Below are 15,555 nucleotides of genomic sequence, written 5' to 3'. Positions count from 1 at the left end.
CATGACCGACCGCATCTTTATGAATGAGATGAGCTGGACGACGTACCAGAAACGCATCGAAGACGGTGCAATCATCTTGCTCCCAACCGGCGCCACCGAGCAGCATGGCCCACATCTGCCAATGGGCACCGATGCCCTGCTCGCGACCGCCGTTGCAGCCGATGTCGCAAAACAGATCGAGGCTGTCGTCGCGCCGGTCCTCTCGTTCGGCTACAAGTCGCAGCCGAAGATGGGCGGCGGCAATCACTTCTGCGGCACGACCAGTCTCGACGCCGATACACTTGCTCACGTACTGCGTGACGTCATCAAAGAGTTTGCACGCCACGGCGCGCGCCAGCTCGTTCTCATCAACGGCCACTACGAAAACATGATGTTCACGATCGAAGGCGTCGATCTCGCCCGTCGTGAGCTCGCCTATATGGGCATTCATGATTTCGAGGTCATGCGCCTCGAATATTGGGATTTCACCAAGCGCGAGACGCTCGATAAGATTTTTCCTGACGGCTTCCCCGGCTACGATCTCGAGCACGCCGCCGTGATGGAAACGTCTCTGATGCTCCATCATCATCCGCATCTCGTCGATTTGTCGGCGCTCCCCGACGACAAGCCCGCGAGCTTTCCGCCCTATGACATATACCCGACGCGCACAGGACTGGTGCCTTGCTCCGGCGTGCTGTCGCCCGCACACGGCTGCTCGGCGGAAAAGGGCAAGCTGCTGGCGAACGACTATGCCGAAGGCGTCGCCGCCGCGATCCGCAAAGAATTTCCAAATGCAAAGGTGAAGCCATGAGCGATATCCACGTCGTCCCGGCGCGCCAGGGCCGCGCTGTCGCGCTCAAAGCCGGGCAATCGATCAAGATCATCAACACGCATGGCCATCAGGTCGTCGATACGTGGGCCTTCAACGCCGACGATCTGAGCGAGTTCCTCTCGATGGAGCACATGCGCGCCGCCATCGACCGCATTCGCCCAATGCCCGGCGACAAGCTCGTCACCAACAAGCGACGCCCAATCCTGACGCTCGTCGAAGACACCTCGCCCGGCATCCACGACACCTTCATCGCCGCATGCGATATCTATCGCTATCAAGGCCTGGGCGTCGCCGATTACCACGACAACTGCGCCGACAATCTACGCTCCGGTATGGCGGGCCTCGGTCTGACACCGCCTGAAGTGCCCTCCCCCCTCAATCTCTGGATGAACATTCCGGTGAAGACCGATGGCACCATCGGCTGGGAAGAGCCTGTCTCGAAACCCGGCGACTACGTCGTGCTGAAAGCCGAGATGAATTGCATCGTCGCGATGTCCGCCTGCCCGCAGGACATCATCTGCATCAACAAAGGCGCGCCGACGGACGCGCACTACGAGGTTCTGGCATGAGCACGACGACCGTCTCCATTCCGTGGGGACTCGATTCAGAAACCGGCGTGCTCCGGCATGTTCTTCTCGGCAAACCTGACTTTTTCGAATGGCGGCCCGTCGGCGCCGTTTCCCGGCAGACGCTCGCGCTCGGACTCCGCTTCGATGCCCAAGCGGCCATGTCACAGCATCGCGAAATGGTCGATGTCTTCGAGCAGGCGGGCGTCACCTGTCATTGGCTCGATGCGCGGCCTGAGCTGAAATACGGCGTCTTCGCTCGTGACTCGAGCGTGATGACGCCCTTCGGCGCCGTCATCACCATGCTGCAAACCCGCTACCGCCGCGGTGACTATGCGTTGGTCCTGAAGTTCTACGAAGAAGCCGGAATCCCGATCTGGAACATGATCACCGCCGGCCATTTCGAAGGCGGCGACTTCATGGTCGTCGAACCGGGATTTGTCCTCTGCGGCTACGGCGGCGAACGCTCCGAGCAGGAAGGCGCCGAGCAGATGTGCGCGTGGTTCCGGGAAAAAGGCTGGGAGGCTTACGCCGTGCCCTTCCCACCGCATTTCGTGCACCTCGACGTGTCGGTCGGATTCATCAACAAAAAGCTCGTTGCCGTCGCTCCCGACGCGCACCAGCCGTGGTTCCTCGATCTTCTGAAATCGAAGGGCTACGAAATTCTACCCGTCTCCTATCATGATGCGACACAGCTCGGCACGAACATCGTCGCTCTCGGCAACGACCGCGTGTTGTCGACCGCAGCGAACAAGGATCTGAACGCCCGCATGCGCGCCCACGGCATCAAGGTCTTCGATCCTGACCTCCGGATGTTCACGCTGGGCGGCGGCGGCCCACACTGCCTCTGTCAGGCCCTGCGGCGCGATCCGCTCTGAGGCGATTTGTGCCCAACGCCTCACAAATGATCATCAGGCAGCGAGGATAGCGGCTGCCTGTTCATTTAGTCTTCCGTGACCGGCCTAATTGGACTGGCCAAACAATACTGAATTGTTGCATATGAGGCGGCCCTGAGGCCCATCGGTCATTCTCGGCAAAGGATTTGTCGGTATTGTCCGGGTATGATTCTGCTTGATTATAATTCATTGCTGATCGCTCTGAGCTTCTGCAGCGCAGGGGTGGCGCTGACGTTCTTTGTGAGCTGGCTGGTCTCGCAGTCTGACCGCACCCTGATGACGTGGACGCTCGGCTCGACGAGCCTAGTCGTCAGCATTCTGGCCTACAGCAATTTTGTCGCGCACTATTCGCCTTCGGTCGGCATCGTAGCTTTTTCGGCGCTTCAAATCGGGTTGGTATTCTTTCTCGGAGCTGCCTACCAATTCCGCACCGGATTGCTTCCCGCCAAACTGATGGTTGCCAGCGCGCTCATCGCCAGCGTTCTCACCACAACCATGATGGTTAGTGGTTATGACGGCCTTTGCTACATCGTGTTCAATCTCGCGGCGATGCTGATCTTATGCCAAACGGGGATCGAATATTGGCGTTGCCGCCACGAATCTCCGCTCCTGCTCACGACACTCGCAACCCTTTATGTTGTAGGCGGCCTGTCATTCGGCCTCTGTGCCTTTGCTCTGGCACAGCAGGGCGAATGGATCATGAACCGCCCGCCCGACGACTGGGCCGAAAATCTGAACCTCATCGTTTGCCTCGCCGATACGGCCGCGATCGGCGCGCTCTCCCTCGGTCTCAATCAAATTCGTCTGACACGGCGCCACAAGCGCGAGGCCGAAACGGATTCCCTGACCGGCCTCTACAATCGGCGCGCGTTCTTCGATCGCGCCGCCGCATTTCGTGCGCCGACGGGCATCGTGGTCGTCGTTTTTGACGTCGATCACTTCAAGCAAGTCAACGATGTTTATGGCCATCAGATCGGCGATACCGTGCTGCAGACGTTTGCTGAAATTCTGAGGGACACCGTCCGCGAGGGCGATCTCGCTGCGCGCCTCGGTGGTGAGGAATTCGCCATTCTACTTCCCGACGCGACACTGAAGGCGGCCCTGCTCGTGGCCGAGCGCATCCGCAAGAAATTCGCCGAGAAGCGCTTTTTTTCCGACGCTCAGCTGTTTGGCAGCTCGGTCAGCGTCGGAATATCCAAGGTCGGCGACCAAACGATGTTGAACGACTTAATCATTCAGGCTGACGCCGCTCTCTATGTCGCCAAACGGTCCGGACGCAATCGCGTCATTCTCTTTTCAAGCCGCGAGGACATCCGGCAGCAGAAGGACAGCATTGTTCCGATCGATCTGGAAGGCTCAGAAGCCGAGCGGGCGAACGTCTACGGCGCTGTGGCGGAAGCTGCACACCATCACTCCCAACGCAAGGCGCGCTTAACCCGCCGCATCTAAGACCTAGTCAGAAAAAATCCGCACTATCTTCCCGACAAGTCTTGAGGCTGCACTGAGCCCGCGATGTAAGGCCCCGACATCGGTGCCGGATGGGCCATCAAGCTCGGATTGGTATCGTCCAGCATCGGACGCAGCGCTCCGCACACGAACCAAAGCGCAAACGAAAATCCGACCAGCAGAAGAATGATCAAGGCATCGAGCACGCCATCACCATCGCGCATGCCAATACCGAATTGAGAGTCGTCGTTACGGTCGCCGCCAGAATAGAGGGCCATGGCTCTTTCCTCGCTTCGTCTCGCCTCCGTCAGTCCCTCAACAGTCTGCAGGCCGTCCGAATCCAACCGGATCCCCGTGACCGATCGCGCAATGGCCGCATTATGAATGTGCGCTCTCGAAAGCGCGGCGAAAAGACCCCAGACGGGCGGCAGGGGTTAAAATCGGTTACCGGATGATTAAAATACCGTTCACCGTCCGCGCGATTGGCAGTTGCCTTGTGCAATGCCTTTGCGCACCGATGCGCGCCCAGCAACCGAGCGCCAGCGGAAATGGCCGATCGGTTTTAAACGCTCGGTTTTCCGCGTCCATCAGCGACGAACAGCTCACGAAGGCTGGGGGAACCAAGGCCTCGGCTAACGCGTTTTGTCCAGAATATAAATTAGGATAATGCTCATGACCGTTGAAAGCATCGCAGTCAGTAATAATCAGCCGGTAGAGCTATTCGATGCCCGGTCGCGGATCGCCCACCTTGAGGCCAAGGTCGAGCAGGCGGACTACCTGCTCGCGGAAGCTCTCGATTCGTCCGTCGATTATGAGGACATGCTGCGAAAAATGCAGATGGCCCAGAAGACGCTCAAAGAGGCTCTCGGCCAGGAGCGGGAACTTATGCGCCTTGCGTGACGCCACCCGCTCTAAACCGCCGTTTCAACCGAAATTTTAGTGCATATCGGCCTGCTCGACGCGGTAGCGGTACGGCAGGTCAAAACAATAATGAGCGCCGGCCTTTTCTGCCTCTTCCCAGGTTTCGAATTGGGCGCCGATAACCTCCGACGATCCCCCGAAACAGCCTTCGTCGTCTCCGCGACAGGATTCACACCAGACGACGACGCGATATTTGTCCATTGCCACCCTCGTAAAGTCCTTGCACGAGCATTTTAGCTGCGCTGCAGCATGACCTCCTTTTTCTGCCTGTGCCGATGAATTCATCATGAACGCCGCTGTCATCCGCGCTTCAATCGCGCCACAGTTGCCTATGATATCGGTGCCATTCGGCCTTTGCCTCAAACGGCGTCCGTCACGTCAGCGCTGCCCTATCGGGGCCTGAAAGCGGTCGCTGCCACGGATTGCTTGTCTGCCCCACGCGGAGCCGGAAAACCGTCCTCGGACGAAGCGCCGCAGGCTCCACGCGAAAACGCAGCCCAGAATTTCTGCTGCCGCAGCTTGTATGGGCTCGCAAAGAGCCCTATGCCGCCCGCTTCAAATTTGGAAAACAGTTTATCCGTTGGATTTCTGTATGCAAAAGCAGGCCGGAAAAATTCCTCTCTGCGAGGACGATCACGCATCGGACGGCTATTACGTCCTTATTTCCCTGATCTGCATCGTGGTTGCAATGACCTCTGCGCTCATCATCACTTATGGAATTGAAATGCTGATCTAGAAGACCCACCGTCCGCGGCGTAAACGTCTCCTACTAATCACCCGTTGCTAAGTATTGCGATGCAATTGCCTCTTGCCACACTTGAGCTAACTTTCGTTCAAGCGGACTATCCCGCCCCCACTGTTTTACATTTCGGAACGACGACGCGCGCGACAAGATAATGGTTCGTCAGCCTTCCAAAACAAATCGCTTCGCCATCAGTGCGTCCAGCCGCTTCGTCGCCGGTCTTATTCGGACCGTCAGACGAACATCATCCACCGTTTATGAGCCGGCCGATTTCCTCGATCGCCTTCGCGCCCAGGTGCCATTCATCATGGCCATGTGGCATGGGCAATTCATGATGCTGCCGGATCTGAACACCCGCGAATATCGGGTCGAAGCTATGGTTGCCCGCCACGGCGACGCCGAGCTCGTCGCTCAGGTTCTGGCCCGCTTCGGAATCTCTGCGATCCGTGGCGCTGGCGCCGGAGACCGCAAGCGAGATCGCGGGGGCGCCTACGCACTTCGCGCGGCAGTGAAGGCGCTGGAAAGCGGCTCCATCGTCGCCATGACGGCCGACATCCCACCAAGACGCCCACGGGTCGCGGGCGAGGGCATCGTGACGCTCGCACGGCTCTCTGGCCGTCCAATTATCCCGGTTGCAGCAGCAACATCTCGCTTCCTAGTGCTCAACACCTGGAGCAGGATGACGGTGAACTTGCCTTTGTCACGGTTGGCTTGGGTTGCAGGCGAGCCCATTTTCGTCTCGCCCGATGCTGACGACGAAGCGTTGGAGAAAGCCCGCCTTGCGGTCGAGGCTTCGCTGAACGCAGTCACAGCGCGCGCCTACGAATTGGCAAAGGCAACCGACCGCCACCCCCTCACCGGCAACAAGCAGAGCGGAACGCCGCGCCTGTTTCTTTAAGAGCGGAAGACGCGGCTATTCTGCCGCGACCGTGTGATCTGCGTTGGCCTGCTTCTCACGCTTACGCAGACGATCCTCTTCCGTTGCGATGTAGTCGCGTGTCCGCGGCACGCTGTCGATTTTTTTGGCAAGCTGGATCTGGAAGACCATCAAGCCGCCGTATCGAAAACCAGCCTCACCCGCGGCCAGATAAAATTCCCACATTCGACAGAAGCGCTCGCCGAGCAGTGCGGCGGCTTCAGCGCGCCGTGCCATGAACCGCTTCCGCCACGCCAGCAGCGTATCGGCATAATGCAGGCGCAAGACCTCAACATCGGTAACAATCAGACCGGCCTTCTCGATGGCCGGGAACACCTCCGCCAGAGACGGAACGTAACTGCCGGGGAAAATATACTTCTCGAACCACGGGTTCATTGCGCTGCGCCCGTCGAGCCGACCGATCGAATGCAAGAGCATGATGCCGTCGTCCTTCAGGCATCGCCGAACCGTCTTGAAGTACGTCTCATAATCCTTGAGACCGACATGCTCGAACATCCCGACTGAGACGATCCGGTCGAACGTCTCGGTCAGCGCCCTGTAGTCCTGCAGGCGAAAATCAATGCGTTTCGCAAGGCCCCTCTCGCTGGCGCGGCGCTTCGAAACTTTGAGCTGTTCCGGCGAAAGCGTAACGCCAGTTACCTCGGCGCCGGCAATACCCGCCAGATAGAGCGCCATGCCACCCCAGCCGCTGCCGATATCGAGAACCTTCGTGCCCTGCTTGACGAGAAGCTTCGACACGATGTGCCGCTTCTTCGCGAGCTGAGCGGTCTCCAGATCCTGGTCCGGCGTTTCGAAATAGGCGCACGAATACTGACGATCGGAATCGAGAAAGAGCTCATAGATGCGATCGTCGATATCGTAATGATGGTGGACATTATCGCGCGACTTGCCCTCGGAATTCGCGCGGTGGAATGGCTCCAGCAGATTGCGCAGCGTGTGCTGCAGCCAACCGAACTGCGGCGGCGTTAGGCTGTGAAGATTGTGTCCTAGCAGTTCCAGGAGATCGTAAACGGTGCCCCCAGATGCGGTCAGCCTGCCGTCGGTAAAAAGTTCTCCCAGCGCCATCTGCGGATGGAAGAAAAGTTCACGCGCCGCTTTGTTGTCTTTGAGGGTGACGACGAGAGGGACCCCGGTCCCGTCCCCCGATGAGAGCCTATCACCGTTGGGCATGACGACCGTGAGGCTTCCGGTCTTGATGCACTGTTTCAGAAACGATTGGAGCAGGCGTTTCATGGGCAGGCCGTCGAATATGTCCAATACTCAACACAACGAAAGGAATTTGGTTCCGGCCAAATTCCCGTCGACACCAGGAACTTAACAGATTTGCGTCGGTTTTTCATCATCGTTCTGTCATGCGTCAAAATACTCAAGCAGCGAGGAAGACATGGCGCCAAAAAATCAAATTGCTTCGGTTACGAAGCGTAAAACGCATTCAGCGAAGACGACGAAAAATGCTCGCAAATCCCCGCGCTCGACGCATCGCTGGTCTGCGCAAGTGACGAAGACGAGCGATGCCCTCGATCTCAAGGCGCATCTCTTCGAGGGGCGCGACCCATCCGAGATCGCCAAATCGCTGAAGCGATCGGCAGAAAGAAGCAAGCGCCGGAAGGGCACGCCCTACCAATCGGCCATGTCGATGCTGACGTTTTACATCAATCGCGCCGGAAAGAATCTCACCGCCCGCCGACGCCAGACACTCGATCGCGCCAAGGTCGAATTACGGAAGGCGTTCGGACGATCTGCATAGCGGCGTCGCCAATCATGCCCTTTGTCTCGCCATGCGAGCCTGTCGGCGCACGCCGTGGGTCGTCTTCTCCCAAAAGAAAGGTCTCCTGACGAGATCGAGGATCGCGCCATAGGCCGCGAGTGAAATCGCGAGCCAATAGATCGGCAGCAAGACGACGGAGAACACGCGTCCCGATATGCCCGCTGAAAAAGACGTCACTAAAATCAGCAGCGCCGCTGAACCATATCCCACGATCAGATTGGCTCCGAAGAGCCAGAAGAGAAATTCGTTCTCCGGCAGGACCCGACCTCTGAGCACGGCCTCCGTCCCAACGAGCACATAGAACCATGGATGCGCGAGCATCGAGATCAGCATGGCCGAGATGGTCACCTGAAAACCTAAGAACCTTCGGGCGCCAAGATCGCGCCAAAGCCGTAACGGGCGGCGCATGTGCACGAGATAGGTTTGCATCCATCCCTTGATCCAGCGCGTGCGCTGACCGCGCCAGACGCGCCACGTAACCGGCGCCTCCTCCATGGTTTCGGAATCGATGATCGAAACCTCGTAGCCAAGACGTGACAACCGGATTCCGAGGTCGGCATCCTCGGTGACATTGAACGGATCCCAGCCGCCACATTTCAAAAGCACGTCGCGGCGAAAATGGTTCGACGTCCCACCAAGCGGAATAGGCAATCGCAAATAATCGAGCGCCGGTAACACCCCTCCGAAAAGCGCCGCGTATTCGAGCGTAAATTGGCGGCTGAGAAAAGAGTCGTCCGGATTGAACACCACAAGCCGTGCCTGCACGCATGCGAGTCTCGGACCGCCGCGAACGAACGCTATCGCCGCCAGACGAAGTTGGTCGGGGTCGGGGCGATCCTCGGCATCGAACACCGCCACCAGCGTGCCGCGCGCTTCCTGCAGCGCATAATTGAGCGCTCTGGGCTTTGTCTTGGGTTGGCCGCGCGGAACCGTCACCACACGCATGTTGGCGCCGAGCCCGGCTTGCAAAAGCGCACGCCGCGTCACTGCATCATCTACTTCGGTGATGAAAAGAATTTCGAGCCTGTCGCTCGGATAGTCGAGCCGACCCATCGCGCGGACGAGCGCCGGCACGACGGCAACTTCGCGATAGAGCGGAACCAGGACCGAAAATGTCGGCAGCCGGTTATCGTACCGCCGGTCAAGCCATCGCGGGTCGACCGCTTCCTGATGGCCGCTCACGACACGCCAGAGCGCCGCCAGCCGCAAGACTGAAATCATCAGAAACGGCACCGCAATGGTCAGCGACCAGAGCACGAGACCGAAGTCGTCAAGCAAGAAAAGCCCGGCCGTCAAACCCGCTAGCGTGAGGAACAAAAGCACCCGCTGCCACAAAAGCAGCGGAGAAGCGGCGGAAAAGTCCGGTGCCCTCCGTCGCAAATCGTTGACCGCACGGTCCAGTTGCCCAATATCGCGTTGAAAGGGGGGCTGAGCGAACACGCGTCCAGACGGCGGCGGACGACCGCGCGTTACACGTGGCGGCACGCGGAATGTCCGCGTGGTCGGCGTTTTAGGCCGAGTCCCCAGCATGGCATGCACCTGACTGGCCCCTCCGACGGTCACGCCGCCCAGCCAGTGACAAACTATATGCTCAAGATGCGTAAAATTAAAAGCCAAGAATGGGCGTCGATCGCGGACACGAGAACTCGGAGTTCTTTTGAAATGAAAGCGCAACGACTGAACCGACATGCACTTCTGGCGACGGCCGTGGCTTTTTTCGCGGCGCTCAGCTTTGCGATGCCGGTCGCAGCCCAGGACGCATCAGGATCAGACCCTGCCGTTGCCAACGTCGGCGCATCGAAGGATGCCGCCCCGCCCCGTCGTGTCGTCATCCGCTTTCTGACTGACAACGACTATCCGCCGTTCGATTTCTACGACGAAGACGGCGTGCTCGTCGGCTTCAACGTCGATCTCGCCCGCGCCATCTGCCTCGAACTCAACACTTCCTGCGATATCAAGGTTCGCCCTTGGGACGAGCTGATCCCCGACCTTTTGAAGGGCGAGGCCGACGCCGTCATCGCCGGACACAAGGTGACGGCAGCGGCGCTGAAGCAAGTCGATTTCACCGATCGCTACTTCCACACGCCGGGTCGCTTCGCCGCCCGCAAGGACGAGCCGCGCGTGGGGATGACGCCCGGCAAGCTCGAAGGCAAACGCATTGCTGTCGCCCGCGGCACCCCGCACGAGGCGTTCCTCCGTGCGTTCTTCCACGACAGCCCGCTCGTCATTTACGAAAATCCCGACTTGGCGCGAGAGGCGCTGGCCGCCGGTAAGGCCGACTTCCTGTTCGACGACGGCATCTCGCTGGCTTTCTGGCTTAACGGTACGCTATCGCGCCAGTGCTGCGAAATGCGCGGCGGTGCATTCCTGGAACCCAAGTTCTTTGGAGACGGCATGGCCATCGCCGTCCCCAAGAACGATCCGCAGATTAGGCTCCTGCTGAACAAAGCACTGGAACGCGTTCGCGCTTCGGGACGTTTCGAAGAACTCGTCCAGCGCTACTTTCCGGTCAGAATTTACTGAGACGAGGCTGGTGTGCACTGCACGGCCATAAAAAAACAAGCTTAATGCGGCATCGGCACGCAACGGCACGATCCGCAAGCTAATTTGACGAGCTATGATTCAAACTGTGATCCGCGCCTTGCTGCTCGCCATTCTGTCAGCCGCACTGATCGTGTCGGGCGGCAGCTCGTCCGATGCGCGCTCCGGCTATCACAAATCCGGCTCGCGCAAATATCATAAGCGCCACTCGCCGCGTTATCATGCCCGCAATAAAACCAGACGTGCCAAGCTCGCAGTAAAAGCCGAGCCCGCGCAGCCGGCCTTGCCGCAACGGCCGCAAAAACTTCTGACGCGCGACGAAATCCTTGCATCCGATCCGCAGCGGCTCGAACGTCTCGGCGGACGCATCGTCGTCGGCTTCGATAGCTTTTCTCAGGTCAAGCCGCTCGTCGAGAAAAAGGCCATCGCCGGCATCTTCGTCACCGATCACAACGTCCAGGGCCGTAAAATTCAGGACGTCGCCAAAGACATCGACGACCTGCAGATGATCCGCCGGCAGCAAGGCCTGCCCCGCCTCATCGTTGCCGCCGACCAGGAAGGCGGATACGTGTCGCGGCTCTCGCCCCCGCTCAAGTGGCAGCCGACGCTCGGCATGCTCATCGCCAAGCTCAAGACCGACAGCGATCGCGAAAAAGCCGTCCGCCAATATGCCGAAACGCAAGCGCGCGAACTGGAACGCCTCGGCATCACGATGAACTTTGGCCCTGTCGTCGATCTGCGGCTCGGCAAGCCCAATCGCAACGACGGCGAAACCCGTATCTATTGGCGCGCCATTGACGACGATCCCTACCTCGTCGCCAAAGTCGCGGGCTGGTACTGCGATACCCTGACGAAATTCAACATCATCTGCACGCTGAAGCATTTCCCCGGCTTGGGTCGCGTTACGCGCGACACACACGTAACGTCGGCAGACATCAGCACCGGCGCAAGCCAGCTTGAACTGACCGATTGGGTGCCGTTCCGCCGCGTAATGACGGAGCCCGGCGTTGCGACCATGCTTGGCCACGTCCGGCTCGACACCATTGACAGCACGACGCCGGCGTCCTTCTCCGATATCGTCATCAACAAGGTCGTGCGTCCGCGCTTCGAAAACGACGGCCTGCTCATCACCGACGACTTCAGCATGGGCGCAGTCACGAAATCGCGCGACGGCTTGGGCGGCGCGGCCGTCAAAGCGCTCGATGCAGGGGTCGATCTGATCCTGCTGTGCAGCGTCGACAAGAGCTACGACATCCTGATGTCCGCGTTGATCGAAGCCGACCAGAAGGGCGAAATCTCAATCGCGCGCGAAAACGAGACGCGCGAGCGGCTGAAGCGCTACGTCTTCGTCGACGATCGCGACCTGCCACCGTCCGCTCCCGTTCAGGCGCAGCAGTAAGACGCGCCTCAAAGATCGGATGCAGGAGGCTTGGTCAGCGTCTTCTCGAACGGCTCGCCGATGGTCCTCGGATCGGCCGCGAGCGAATGGCGAACAATTTCCCACTTCTCGCCGACACGTTCGAATTCGGTCTTGTACCGCCCGCCAAGCAACATCCGCGTCCCTTTGCGCTCGCCGGTGATGCGATAGATCACGGGACCGCTGACGGTCGCCGAACCGCATCCGGCAACGAGCGATGCCGGGCGGATCGACAGCCGGGGATGCCGGGAAAAGAAATCCTGATAGTAGGTTCGGATCGCGTCGCGACCCTTGTAGACCTTGCCGTCCTTGGTCGCGACCAGAGTTGCATCATCAGCATAAAGGGTCGAAAGCTGTTCCGCGCTCCCGCTCACGAACGCTGCGCGCCAGCCATTGAGCAATTGAACCATCTGGACCTCGGAAAGCTTGGCGCACCCCGGTCCGTCTGTTTGGCCATCCGCCTTGGCCGGGCTGTAGGCTCCTCCGGCGCTGGCGATCATCAGAAGACCGATCGCTCGGAGCAATGGCCGGGCATTCCAGGATCCTGTCATAGGCGATCCTTTCGCAGGCGAAGCTGTCCAAGCCTCTCTTGATGTTATGATTCCCGCTGTGCGTGAAATTTCGGTTGCCGCCTTAACCGAAAAGGCGAAATTCCGCGGCCGAAAGGTCCCATTTGGCGTATTGTTCGCCCTAGCGGCGCCCCTGACGGAATTCCCGTCCTGCCGATTGCCAATCTCCATCGTCTTTGATACAAGACGGCCCAGAACACGCGCGGACACCGGCGGCCAAACCTCCGGAGTCGGTGTTTTTGCGCATTCAAGAGACAGAATTTCTTCAGAGGATACAACTGCTTGCAGGTTCTCGTTCGCGACAACAATGTTGATCAGGCTCTCAAGGCGCTTAAGAAAAAATTGCAGCGCGAGGGCGTTTTCCGCGAGATGAAGCTCCGCGGTCATTTTGAAAAGCCTTCTGAAAAGAGAGCCCGCGAGAAAGCCGAGGCGGTGCGCCGCGCTCGCAAGCTCGCCCGCAAGAAGCTGCAGCGCGAAGGTCTCCTTCCGAGCAAGCCCGCAACAGCGCGCGGCGCTGGTGGCAAGGGTGGCCCGGGTCGTGGCGGCCAGGGCGGTGCAGGCGGCGGTTTCCGCGGCGGCCAGAACGGCGGCGGCGCTGGCGGAGCCAGCAGCGGCAGCACCGGCAGCAGCTTCTAAGCCATCGCTGCAAAGCGACGACACAATCAAGGCTCGCGATGTCCGCGGGCCTTTTTGTTTTGCTGAAAGGTCTGTTTAGTCGCGCGCCAGCAACTTCCCCGCGCGCAGCCTGTCGATCCAGCCATTCACGAACGCGAACGTCGGTCCGTCATGGATGACGTGCCCTCCGCCGGGAATGATCTTGATCTCCTTCGGCTCATTGGCGGCAGCGAACAGCCGGCGCCCCATCTCGACCGGCACGACCTCATCGGCATCCCCATGCATGATGAAAATCGGCACATGGACGTCATGGATGTATTTGATCGACTCATACCGGTCCTTGAGCAGCAAGCGGACCGGTAGCCACGGAAACTCCGCCGACGCCAATTCAAGAATGGACGTGTAGGGCGCATCAAGGATGAGCCCCTCGACCTTCTCGTCCTTCGCTACCTGGATCGCGACGCCCGACCCAAGCGATTCGCCATACAGAATGATATCGTGGGGTTTCACGCCGTCGCGGATCAGCGTCTCGTAAGCGAGTTTCGCATCCGCCACGTTGGCCGTTTCCGTCGGCGACCCCGTAGAACCGCTGAAGCCTCGGTACGCCAGCATGAGCATGCCGCGTCCATGCTCGATATATTTCCGCATCGTCTCAGCGCGGAATGCCAGCGAACCGCCATTGCCGTGAAGATAAAGCAGCGTCGGCTGACCTGGCCGCGCCTTGCGGTACCAGGCAATCAGCTTCTCGCCGTCAGGTGTCGGAATGACGAGTTCAGACACGCCCACGAGCCCCGCAGCCGCGGGCGCCGTGCGCACGGGATCGGGGAAATACAGGAACCGCCGCTGCGCCACATACATCGCCCCCGCCACGACGACATAGAGGAGAACGAGAGTGATCAGAATGTATTTGAGAACCAAAAGCACGCCCGCCTTGGGTCAGTCACGATGACGAACCAGATACCCGATCCTGTCACCTTCTCGTTCACGAATGCTTTCGAGCGCTGCCATCGCGTCGAGTCCATGAAGCGGAACGCCCGTCTCAGCGACGCAATCCTGATTGAGCTTCATGAGTTCCCGATAGATCGGCTCGGCCGTTTTGTGCAACATCGCCACTACCGCAACGGTCTTGCGCGGCATGTTGATCGGCACGCGCGGAAAGACCGACGACAATACTTCCTTCGCCCCTTCCGAGAAGTGCGATGAAAAGCGGCCCAGCAGCGAAACCAGCTTGATCGCCGTCGTCTCTTCGAAGCGATAGTTGTATTTGTCCATCCACTCGAAAAGCTTGTCCATCGTGAAGTCTTGCAGGCGAATGCCGGCCGTATCGCGATAGTCCTGCCATTCGGCGACGAGATCGAAACCCGACTCCATGTCGATGTCGGCAGGCGCAAACGTCAGGTCTGTCGCGACGCCGACGCGGTCCAGAAAATCCTTGTTCTTGCGGGCGATGTGCGTCGGATAGGTCGGCAGCCTGAAAGTCCCGAAGCTGCCCTGCTCATAAGCGAGCCGGACCAGCTTCGAACAAAACAGGTTCCGCGTATCGTCAGTGCGCATCGAGAAATCGTAAAGGATGCGCTTGCCGCCTTTCGCGTGCGACGCCGCCACATAATCGAAAATATATTTAGCTGCGCGCGCCCCGAGATCGGCATCACGATGGCGATAGAGCACAGCGCGCACGATGTTATGGTCGAGCGCCTTCGCTAGCGGGGTGATGGTCGCACCGTCTTCGATCAGGCTCTCGACCATCCAGTGGTCGCCCTGGGGATCAATGTAGACGACGCCGATATGGCTGAACTGGCTATCGACGTCACCGATCCGGGCGATGGCCGCGCTGTTGTGCGCCGTGCCTCGCACCAGCACGACGTCGCCCGAACGGAAATGGTGCGCGGTTCCGCTCCTATAGAAAGCATAGTTCACGAGCGTGTTGTTGTCGGTGCCCGTAAAGCCACGGAGCAGATACCCGTTCTCATGCGTGCGCGGATGCCCGGTCGTGACCTCCCCGAGCATGTCGGAAACGTAACGGAGCACACGAAAGACGTCGCGAAAACCCTGCGTCGCCTCCGGCGTCATGAGGCCGAGCATTTCGTAATGCGCCAGATGATCGCGAAGGCCGACGCGAAGATCGAACAGTCGGTACATCAGCTGCGGCGCCTGCCGCGCGATGCCCACCACGTCGTAATCGGCAAACCGCGCCTTCGATGCCCGCTCGTAGATGAATTGCAGGTTGCGGGCGAGCAGCGCCGAATTCGTTACCGGCGTCGCCGCGATAATCTCGATGTGCTCGATATCGTTTTCGAAAGACGCCGACGCGACAGGAGCCAACACG

General features: G+C 59.5%; 18 protein-coding genes. 11 read left to right on the top strand and 7 right to left on the bottom strand.

Features of this window, described 5'->3' with window-relative positions:
* Position 1: 1 nt before the first annotated feature.
* The 4 genes from HYP802_RS0106995 (at position 2) to HYP802_RS0106980 (ending at position 3,722) form a co-directional block, all read left to right on the top strand.
* Positions 2-790, top strand: coding sequence for a creatininase (locus tag HYP802_RS0106995; protein ID WP_013946433.1), 789 nt, complete (start codon positions 2-4; stop codon positions 788-790).
* Entirely contained in the window at positions 787-1,380 is a 594-nt protein-coding gene (locus HYP802_RS0106990) for an urea carboxylase-associated family protein (protein WP_013946432.1), read from the top strand. The genes HYP802_RS0106995 and HYP802_RS0106990 overlap by 4 nt, the downstream gene beginning before the upstream one ends.
* Positions 1,377-2,255, top strand: coding sequence for an arginine deiminase family protein (locus tag HYP802_RS0106985; protein ID WP_013946431.1), 879 nt, complete (start codon positions 1,377-1,379; stop codon positions 2,253-2,255). The genes HYP802_RS0106990 and HYP802_RS0106985 overlap by 4 nt, the downstream gene beginning before the upstream one ends.
* Positions 2,256-2,438: 183 nt before the next feature.
* The gene (locus HYP802_RS0106980; RefSeq protein ID WP_013946430.1) at positions 2,439-3,722 is read left to right on the top strand and encodes a GGDEF domain-containing protein; all 1,284 of its coding nucleotides are present in this window, start codon (positions 2,439-2,441) and stop codon (positions 3,720-3,722) included.
* 23 nt (positions 3,723-3,745) lie between these two features.
* On the opposite strand, the gene HYP802_RS0106975 is transcribed toward HYP802_RS0106980, so the two are convergent.
* A complete protein-coding gene (locus HYP802_RS0106975) occupies positions 3,746-3,997 on the bottom strand; it encodes a hypothetical protein (RefSeq protein WP_013946429.1) in 252 nt (83 codons plus the stop codon).
* Between the two features lie 394 nt (positions 3,998-4,391).
* Between HYP802_RS0106975 and HYP802_RS0106970 the strand changes: the two genes are divergently transcribed.
* Positions 4,392-4,619, top strand: a complete 228-nt coding sequence (locus HYP802_RS0106970) for a hypothetical protein (RefSeq protein ID WP_013946428.1) — start codon at positions 4,392-4,394, stop codon at positions 4,617-4,619.
* Between the two features lie 36 nt (positions 4,620-4,655).
* Here the strand turns inward: HYP802_RS0106970 and HYP802_RS23965 are convergent, their stop codons facing one another.
* Positions 4,656-4,943 carry a hypothetical protein gene (locus HYP802_RS23965; protein ID WP_024275415.1) on the bottom strand — a complete coding sequence of 96 codons (288 nt, stop codon included), beginning with the start codon at positions 4,941-4,943 and terminating at the stop codon, positions 4,656-4,658.
* Between the two features lie 289 nt (positions 4,944-5,232).
* Here HYP802_RS23965 and HYP802_RS23540 point away from each other — a divergent pair, with 289 nt between their 5' ends.
* Both HYP802_RS23540 and HYP802_RS0106955 read left to right on the top strand, forming a co-directional pair.
* A complete protein-coding gene (locus HYP802_RS23540; RefSeq protein WP_013946426.1) occupies positions 5,233-5,376 on the top strand; it encodes a hypothetical protein in 144 nt (47 codons plus the stop codon).
* 160 nt (positions 5,377-5,536) lie between these two features.
* Positions 5,537-6,280 (top strand): lysophospholipid acyltransferase family protein, encoded by a 744-nt coding sequence (locus HYP802_RS0106955; protein ID WP_013946425.1) that lies wholly within the window; start codon positions 5,537-5,539, stop codon positions 6,278-6,280.
* Positions 6,281-6,295: 15 nt separating this feature from the next.
* Here the strand turns inward: HYP802_RS0106955 and HYP802_RS0106950 are convergent, their stop codons facing one another.
* A complete protein-coding gene (locus HYP802_RS0106950) occupies positions 6,296-7,552 on the bottom strand; it encodes a cyclopropane-fatty-acyl-phospholipid synthase family protein (protein WP_013946424.1) in 1,257 nt (418 codons plus the stop codon).
* A gap of 151 nt (positions 7,553-7,703) precedes the next feature.
* Between HYP802_RS0106950 and HYP802_RS0106945 the strand changes: the two genes are divergently transcribed.
* Positions 7,704-8,066, top strand: coding sequence for a DUF3175 domain-containing protein (locus tag HYP802_RS0106945; RefSeq protein WP_013946423.1), 363 nt, complete (start codon positions 7,704-7,706; stop codon positions 8,064-8,066).
* A gap of 12 nt (positions 8,067-8,078) precedes the next feature.
* Here the strand turns inward: HYP802_RS0106945 and HYP802_RS0106940 are convergent, their stop codons facing one another.
* Positions 8,079-9,365: a glycosyltransferase gene (locus HYP802_RS0106940; protein ID WP_244420971.1), complete on the bottom strand. Its 1,287-nt coding sequence runs from the start codon at positions 9,363-9,365 to the stop codon at positions 8,079-8,081.
* A 384-nt stretch (positions 9,366-9,749) separates the two neighbouring features.
* On the opposite strand from HYP802_RS0106940, the gene HYP802_RS0106935 reads away from it, so the two are divergent.
* Together HYP802_RS0106935 and HYP802_RS0106930 are read left to right on the top strand one after the other, a co-directional pair.
* Entirely contained in the window at positions 9,750-10,610 is an 861-nt protein-coding gene (locus HYP802_RS0106935; RefSeq protein ID WP_013946421.1) for a transporter substrate-binding domain-containing protein, read from the top strand.
* 94 nt (positions 10,611-10,704) lie between these two features.
* Positions 10,705-12,027, top strand: coding sequence for a glycoside hydrolase family 3 N-terminal domain-containing protein (locus HYP802_RS0106930; protein ID WP_013946420.1), 1,323 nt, complete (start codon positions 10,705-10,707; stop codon positions 12,025-12,027).
* 8 nt (positions 12,028-12,035) lie between these two features.
* On the opposite strand, the gene HYP802_RS23785 is transcribed toward HYP802_RS0106930, so the two are convergent.
* Complete coding sequence (locus HYP802_RS23785) at positions 12,036-12,596, bottom strand: nuclear transport factor 2 family protein (protein WP_013946419.1); 561 nt, start codon at positions 12,594-12,596, stop codon at positions 12,036-12,038.
* A 300-nt stretch (positions 12,597-12,896) separates the two neighbouring features.
* Here HYP802_RS23785 and rpsU point away from each other — a divergent pair, with 300 nt between their 5' ends.
* Entirely contained in the window at positions 12,897-13,250 is a 354-nt protein-coding gene (rpsU, locus tag HYP802_RS23535; RefSeq protein ID WP_013946418.1) for a 30S ribosomal protein S21, read from the top strand.
* A gap of 75 nt (positions 13,251-13,325) precedes the next feature.
* On the opposite strand, the gene HYP802_RS0106915 is transcribed toward rpsU, so the two are convergent.
* Together HYP802_RS0106915 and HYP802_RS0106910 are read right to left on the bottom strand one after the other, a co-directional pair.
* Complete coding sequence (locus tag HYP802_RS0106915; RefSeq protein ID WP_013946417.1) at positions 13,326-14,153, bottom strand: alpha/beta hydrolase; 828 nt, start codon at positions 14,151-14,153, stop codon at positions 13,326-13,328.
* A gap of 12 nt (positions 14,154-14,165) precedes the next feature.
* Complete coding sequence (locus HYP802_RS0106910; RefSeq protein ID WP_013946416.1) at positions 14,166-15,554, bottom strand: YiiX/YebB-like N1pC/P60 family cysteine hydrolase; 1,389 nt, start codon at positions 15,552-15,554, stop codon at positions 14,166-14,168.
* Position 15,555 lies beyond the last annotated feature (1 nt).

The sequence above is a fragment of the Hyphomicrobium sp. 802 genome (assembly GCF_000526135.1).
Taxonomy (GTDB): domain Bacteria; phylum Pseudomonadota; class Alphaproteobacteria; order Rhizobiales; family Hyphomicrobiaceae; genus Hyphomicrobium_B.
This window is presented reverse-complemented; position numbering and strand designations above follow the sequence as displayed.

Bases quoted from the DNA above. Each gene is read 5' to 3' on its own strand.
- HYP802_RS0106995 (WP_013946433.1), top strand. From the start codon at position 2: ATGACCGACCGCATCTTTATGAATGAGATGAGCTGGACGACGTACCAG.
- HYP802_RS0106990 (WP_013946432.1), top strand. From the start codon at position 787: ATGAGCGATATCCACGTCGTCCCGGCGCGCCAGGGCCGCGCTGTCGCG.
- HYP802_RS0106985 (WP_013946431.1), top strand. From the start codon at position 1,377: ATGAGCACGACGACCGTCTCCATTCCGTGGGGACTCGATTCAGAAACC.
- HYP802_RS0106980 (WP_013946430.1), top strand. From the start codon at position 2,439: ATGATTCTGCTTGATTATAATTCATTGCTGATCGCTCTGAGCTTCTGC.
- HYP802_RS0106975 (WP_013946429.1), bottom strand. From the start codon at position 3,997: ATGGCCCTCTATTCTGGCGGCGACCGTAACGACGACTCTCAATTCGGT.
- HYP802_RS0106970 (WP_013946428.1), top strand. From the start codon at position 4,392: ATGACCGTTGAAAGCATCGCAGTCAGTAATAATCAGCCGGTAGAGCTA.
- HYP802_RS23965 (WP_024275415.1), bottom strand. From the start codon at position 4,943: ATGACAGCGGCGTTCATGATGAATTCATCGGCACAGGCAGAAAAAGGA.
- HYP802_RS23540 (WP_013946426.1), top strand. From the start codon at position 5,233: ATGCAAAAGCAGGCCGGAAAAATTCCTCTCTGCGAGGACGATCACGCA.
- HYP802_RS0106955 (WP_013946425.1), top strand. From the start codon at position 5,537: ATGGTTCGTCAGCCTTCCAAAACAAATCGCTTCGCCATCAGTGCGTCC.
- HYP802_RS0106950 (WP_013946424.1), bottom strand. From the start codon at position 7,552: ATGAAACGCCTGCTCCAATCGTTTCTGAAACAGTGCATCAAGACCGGA.
- HYP802_RS0106945 (WP_013946423.1), top strand. From the start codon at position 7,704: ATGGCGCCAAAAAATCAAATTGCTTCGGTTACGAAGCGTAAAACGCAT.
- HYP802_RS0106935 (WP_013946421.1), top strand. From the start codon at position 9,750: ATGAAAGCGCAACGACTGAACCGACATGCACTTCTGGCGACGGCCGTG.
- HYP802_RS0106930 (WP_013946420.1), top strand. From the start codon at position 10,705: ATGATTCAAACTGTGATCCGCGCCTTGCTGCTCGCCATTCTGTCAGCC.
- HYP802_RS23785 (WP_013946419.1), bottom strand. From the start codon at position 12,596: ATGACAGGATCCTGGAATGCCCGGCCATTGCTCCGAGCGATCGGTCTT.